The sequence below is a fragment of the Desulfosarcina sp. genome, from assembly GCF_041551955.1.
Classification (GTDB): Bacteria; Desulfobacterota; Desulfobacteria; order Desulfobacterales; family Desulfosarcinaceae; genus Desulfosarcina.
In genome coordinates this window covers 1-5,446 of the sequence record NZ_JBFELV010000348.1, presented here as the reverse complement: position 1 = coordinate 5,446, position 5,446 = coordinate 1, and the positions used below count along the sequence as shown (strand labels likewise).

The window sequence follows — 5,446 nt, the reverse complement described above, 5'->3', positions numbered from 1 at the left end:
CCCTCCCCGCATCGCCCTGATCATCGACGACATCGGGTTCAATCTCAGGCGGGCCGAACGATTTCTCGAAGCCGATATACCCATTACCTTTTCTGTTCTGCCGCGAGTCTGCTGGTCCGCCGAGTCGGCCTTGGCCCTGCATGCCCGGGGACACGAAATCATGCTCCACCAACCCATGGAACCCTTCGATACCGAGGTGGACCCAGGCCCCGGGGCGATCTTTGTGGATGATCGGCCGGAGTGCATTCACCAGGTAGTGGCCGAAAACATTGCCGCACTGCCCTACGTGGTCGGCGTCAACAACCACATGGGATCCAGATACACCCAGAAGCCCCAAAAAATGGGACAGGCCCTGGACGTGGTGAGAAACCGCGGCCTGTTTTTTGTGGACAGCATGACCACCGGACATTCCACGGCGTACACCTGTGCCCGGCAAATGGGGGTATCGTCCAAACGGAGGGATTTGTTCCTGGACACTCAGCAAGATGTTTCATCGGTCATCCGGCAGATGAAACGGCTCCGACATCGTGCCCGGAAGCACGGCAGCGCGATCGGTATCGGTCATCCACGACCGGACACCGCCGAAGGCATCATGCGCTTTCTCGAGACACCGGAGAGCAAGGATGTCACCTTCGTGTACATCTCACAATTACTTTAACCCCTCCGGTTTAATCTTCCGTCTCAACGAACCAGGCCTTCTTGCGATACACCAGGTCCTGGCTGCGGGCAATCAGGGTGCCGCTTTTTTCCTCGACCACCGTGATTTCGTATAATCCCGTTCTTCCGCCGAGGTTGACTTCGGTGGCTTCGGCCACCAGGCGATCACCCACCTTCGACGGGTTGAGAAAACAAATGTTCACGTTCAGGGCAACGGCCACCTGCCCACGTGAATTGCTGGCGGCGGCGAAAGCCAGGTCCCCCAGGGCGAATACCAGGCCGCCATGGGTGATTCCGTGAAAATTGGTCATCTGCTCGGTGACAGTCAGCGCGACCCGGCTGTGACCCGGCGCGACGATCGTCACGGCGGCGCCCAGAAACCGGGCAAAGGCATCGTCCTGGATGTGGGCATCGATAGCTGCTTGGCGTGTTTCATCAGACATGGGGGCGCTCCTCAGGCGGATCGAAAATCAACATCGTTTTTCACTTCACAAAAACAGCTTTCCTTTTGGGACGTCGGCTATACATAGCTGATCGGCGGCAGTCCTTCCCGCCGCCTCACGGCCTCCATCAGGCCCACCGTTCCGGTCATCATATTGTCTCCCCAGGGCGCGCCGAAGGTGATGGGCAGTTTTGATTCCAGTGCCAATCGCCGCCGGGGGCCGGTGGCCAGGATCAGCTCGACGCCGTCGTAGCCGAAGGCTCGGTGGTTGTATGCCCCGTGTCCCCCCTCGTCTAAGATCCGGCGGTGGGAAAGCTTGCCGTCGGCAAGGTCCCTGAGCAACCGGTCCAGCCGCGCAGCGGTGATGTCTGCGGTGTGATACTCAAAAAAACCGCACAACACGCCTCCCTCCACGGCCGCACCCACGGTGTGGGAGGTGGCGACGTCCAGCACGAGGAGTCTCCTTAGATCTGCGGTCAGCACGTCCATGGACGCACCGAGAATGGCGGCCATGCCCGAATCCATCACATAGACCCGATCGCAGGGCAGGGCTTTGGCATCATCGGCGATGGCCGACAGCCGATTCATCTCTGCCGGTACCTGCTCGGAACGGTAAAGCAAGCTCTCGGGGACCGGGTGTTGCGCCAGCGCCGTTGTGAACATCCGATGCCTGAAATCCAGGTGAGAAACCCCGGGCGGCGCCGCCCCGTGGTCTTGGGCGCAGATCGCTACGGCATCGAACGCAAAGGGAACGCCAAAGCCCTGGACAAGGCGCTTCAAGCGATCAGGCTGAAGGTCCGCGGTACGGATATGGTGAAATCGGGAATCCTTCTTCAACACTTCTGCTTCTGCTGCGTCCACCACACGAATGCCATGCGCTACCACTCGTTGCACATCGTGGTGGATGGTGGCCGCGGAAGGTGCGGACATTACCACCTCGGCCGTTTTCACGTGGTCGATCAGGGCTTGGGAGACCGGGCCGCCGCCCATCTCACAGCCGGTGACCACCAGATTGCCGCGAGTCTGCCGGATCTCATCCGCCAACACCCGCACCGGCGATCGGACCACCGCCTTGTAATGAAGATCGTGCTCGGTGTCATAGCAGAGCATGTCCAGGGTGCCGGCACCGATGTCCAGCAACAGGTAACGTCCCATGGCAAGACTCCTTTCCCGAAAACCACGTTCGGTAAGGCCCTATTTCGGCCAAATGCACCGTCGGACGAACATGTCGACGCAGGGCTACGAGGGCTTGAATTTACTGATTTTATCCCGTAAAAATTGCTTGAAGCCGCTTCTCTCTTTGTCGAAGGCTTGTTCCAGTGGGCCGCGGTTGCGATTCTCGATCAGTGTTTTTATGACGCCCAGAAGCTGGGGGTCGGCCTGAGCGATCTGGGCCGCGATGGTTTTCGCGCGGTCCAGCAGATGCTCTCGGGGCAGCACCTCGTTGACCAGCCCCCAGGCCAACGCCGTGTGGGCATATATGGGCTGACAGGCAAAAGAGATCTGCTTGGCCCGGCGCTGCCCCACGGTCTGCTGAAGCAGCTGGGTCATTCCCCAGCCCGGATGGATGCCCACCCGGGCATGGGTGTCGGAAAATTGCGCATTTTCAGCAGCAATGATAAAATCACAATTCAGCGCCAGCTCGAAGCCGCCGGTGATGGCGTGGCCGTTGACCGCAGCGATGATGGGTTTTTTGCAGGCACGCATCAGGTCCGGCAGGTCGCTGCCGTCTCCCCGGGGGTCGAAAAGGTTCTCTTTTCCGATGGCACCCAGGTCCAGGCCGGCGCTGAACGAAGGCCCGTTGCCGGTGATGATGATCACCCGGACATCGTCTCGAACGGTCACCGCATCCAGCGCGTCGTACAGGCGGATGAGCAGCTGCTGGTTGATGGCGTTCCGCCGCTCGGGACGGTTGAGCGTAATCACCGCGATCTGATTTTCCACATCCAAAAGCACGGGTCGGGCCATCGTTTTTCTCCTTAGCGCGCTGTCATCTGCCGCGGGTCGTCGACGATCAACCCGTCCACACCCATGGCCAGCATCCCGATCGAGTCTATCCGGCCATCCACCGCATAGGGAAACACCCGCGCACCCAGGGCGTGAAGGCTGTCCACCTGCTGCTGGGTCAGCACCCGGAAGTCCGGGTGCCAGGAAAAACCCTTGATCCGATGATGCCAGCGGCGCAGGCGACCATCTGCCGGGACTTCGGCAAGCAGGCCCAAAGCGAGTCCCGGCTCGAGCTTCCGGAGGTTGTCCAGCATCAGCCATTCGAAGCTGGACACCAGAACCTCATCGAGCATATTTTTCTCACGCACCAGGTTCAATACCTGCCGCTCCACGGCATCTGCGGGCCCCTCCGCCTCAAAGGCTTCAGGCTTGATTTCAATGTTCACCATCAGGTGCCCTTTTGCCGCATCCAACACCTGGGCCAGGGTGGGCAGCCGTTCCGTGTTGAACCGCGGATCGAACCAGCTGCCGGCGTCCAATCGGCCCAGTTGATCCAGGGTAAGCGCCTTGACCGCACCGGTTCCATTGGTGGTTCTGTCCACGGTTTTGTCGTGGATCACCACCAGGTGGCGGTCCTTGGACAGACAGACGTCCAGCTCAATCATATGGGCACCGGCATCGATGGCGCCGTTGAACGCGGCAAGGGTGTTCTCCGGATAACGCGCACTATAGCCCCGGTGAGCGATAAATAACGGTGTTGGCAACTGATGGATATTCATTTATAGTTTTATTACCCCTGTATTGAGTTAAGCGACGGCGTCCACATGCTTCGGCAGCGGACGAATGAGTTGTAAATACAGGATTAATCGGCTGATTTCAATGGAATTGCAACATTGCGTGGTCATCAACCCACCGTGTCGAGGGCTTGGTCCGCCCCGGCATACAGGGACTCGACGCATATCCGATCAACTTAAGCGCGCCGCAGGTCATCAGAAATGAACCCGATCTCCAGCTTTCCCATGAAAGCCAGGCGGCACATCCGCTATGTACTCACCGACATTGACGACACCCTCACCATCAAGTGCCGGCTGCCGGCCGTGGTGTTCGCCGCCATGGAGGACCTTCAGCGAGCTGGCATCCGGGTAGTCCCCATCACGGGTCGCCCGGCCGGCTGGTGCGACCATATCGCCCGCATGTGGCCGGTGGACGGGCTGGTGGGAGAAAACGGCGCCTTCTATTTTCGCTACGATAGCCGCGAGAAAAAAATGATTCGACGCTACTGGAAGTCAATGGAAGAACGACGCGCCGACCGCGCCAGACTCGATATAATCCGGGAAAAAATCCTGTCCCGTGTTCCCGGATGTGCCGTGGCTGCCGATCAGGCCTATCGTGAAGGGGATCTGGCCATTGATTTCTGTGAAGACGTGCCTGCTCTGCCGATGCCATCGGTCGAGGCCGTAAAGGCAATTTTCGAAGCCAATGGCGCCACCGCCAAGATTAGCTCCATCCACGTGAACGGATGGTTCGGTGATTACGACAAGCTGTCCATGTCCCGATTGATGTTCGAGGAAGAATTTAACCTGGACATGGATGCAGTAAGTGAACAAGTGGTCTTCTGCGGCGATTCACCCAACGATTCACCCATGTTCGGCTTTTTCCCCCACTCGGTGGGCGTCGCCAATGTCCGGGCCTTCGAAGCGCAGCTGACAGCACCGCCAACCTGGGTGACCCAGGCCGAGGGAGGCCTCGGCTTCGCCGAAATGGTCAAGGTACTTTTGGATCGGTGAGCGCCATGGGGATTAACCCTCCCCGCGGCACCAATGAGCGGGATCTCTGCGCGGCGCCGACAAGCGGCTGGAAATGCACACGCTGTCGCGGTTCAGGCGACCATCCGCGTTCAATGCGACACAAGAACCTGTCAACAATGAGGAGGAATGGCAATGGACCCTAAAATTGACCGCAGTGTTTTTCGTGATTTGAGTTATGGCTTGTACCTGATAACGTCTAAAGATGCGGGCCAATTGAATGGTCAAATCGTGAACACAGTAATCCAGGTGACGTCGGAACCACCACGCATCGCCGTCATTATCAACAAAAAAAATTTAACGCATGAGCTGATTGTGAAAAGCAAGGTTTTCTCGGCCTCAGTTTTAGAAGAAGCCACGCCGATGACTTTCCTCGGCCCATTTGGCTTCAGATCAGGAAGGGACGTTGACAAGTTGTCAAAAGTATCCTTCCAAGAAGGTCTCACCGGCTGCCCGTTGATCACTGAGCATGCCTTATCTGTCTTGGAGGCTGAGGTCATTGACAGCGTCGATCTCGGGACCCACACCGTTTTTATTGGCAAGGTGGTCAGCAGTGAAGTCTTGAAAGAAGGCAACCCGCTCACCTATCAATACT

General features: G+C 58.3%; 7 protein-coding genes. 3 read left to right on the top strand and 4 right to left on the bottom strand.

Annotated elements, in window-relative coordinates; translation table 11 throughout:
* On the top strand, positions 1-658 hold a 658-nt coding region (locus tag ABYV26_RS19790; protein WP_372683084.1), incomplete at its 5' end, for a divergent polysaccharide deacetylase family protein.
* A 10-nt stretch (positions 659-668) separates the two neighbouring features.
* On the opposite strand, the gene ABYV26_RS19785 is transcribed toward ABYV26_RS19790, so the two are convergent.
* The 4 genes from ABYV26_RS19785 to ABYV26_RS19770 form a co-directional block, all read right to left on the bottom strand.
* Positions 669-1,100 carry a hotdog fold thioesterase gene (locus ABYV26_RS19785; protein WP_372683083.1) on the bottom strand — a complete coding sequence of 144 codons (432 nt, stop codon included), beginning with the start codon at positions 1,098-1,100 and terminating at the stop codon, positions 669-671.
* Positions 1,101-1,177: 77 nt separating this feature from the next.
* Entirely contained in the window at positions 1,178-2,254 is a 1,077-nt protein-coding gene (locus ABYV26_RS19780; protein WP_372683082.1) for a DUF1786 family protein, read from the bottom strand.
* A gap of 84 nt (positions 2,255-2,338) precedes the next feature.
* Positions 2,339-3,067 (bottom strand): enoyl-CoA hydratase/isomerase family protein, encoded by a 729-nt coding sequence (locus ABYV26_RS19775; protein ID WP_372683081.1) that lies wholly within the window; start codon positions 3,065-3,067, stop codon positions 2,339-2,341.
* Between the two features lie 11 nt (positions 3,068-3,078).
* Positions 3,079-3,825 (bottom strand): glycerophosphodiester phosphodiesterase, encoded by a 747-nt coding sequence (locus ABYV26_RS19770; RefSeq protein ID WP_372683079.1) that lies wholly within the window; start codon positions 3,823-3,825, stop codon positions 3,079-3,081.
* Between the two features lie 216 nt (positions 3,826-4,041).
* Here ABYV26_RS19770 and ABYV26_RS19765 point away from each other — a divergent pair, with 216 nt between their 5' ends.
* Positions 4,042-4,833 carry an HAD-IIB family hydrolase gene (locus tag ABYV26_RS19765; RefSeq protein WP_372683078.1) on the top strand — a complete coding sequence of 264 codons (792 nt, stop codon included), beginning with the start codon at positions 4,042-4,044 and terminating at the stop codon, positions 4,831-4,833.
* A 153-nt stretch (positions 4,834-4,986) separates the two neighbouring features.
* Positions 4,987-5,446 (top strand): flavin reductase family protein (locus ABYV26_RS19760; protein ID WP_372683076.1); only part of this gene is annotated, 460 nt, incomplete at its 3' end.

Coding starts and splice junctions, on each gene's coding strand:
- ABYV26_RS19785 (WP_372683083.1), bottom strand. CDS start 1,100: ATGTCTGATGAAACACGCCAAGCAGCTATCGATGCCCACATCCAGGAC.
- ABYV26_RS19780 (WP_372683082.1), bottom strand. CDS start 2,254: ATGGGACGTTACCTGTTGCTGGACATCGGTGCCGGCACCCTGGACATG.
- ABYV26_RS19775 (WP_372683081.1), bottom strand. CDS start 3,067: ATGGCCCGACCCGTGCTTTTGGATGTGGAAAATCAGATCGCGGTGATT.
- ABYV26_RS19770 (WP_372683079.1), bottom strand. CDS start 3,825: ATGAATATCCATCAGTTGCCAACACCGTTATTTATCGCTCACCGGGGC.
- ABYV26_RS19765 (WP_372683078.1), top strand. CDS start 4,042: ATGAACCCGATCTCCAGCTTTCCCATGAAAGCCAGGCGGCACATCCGC.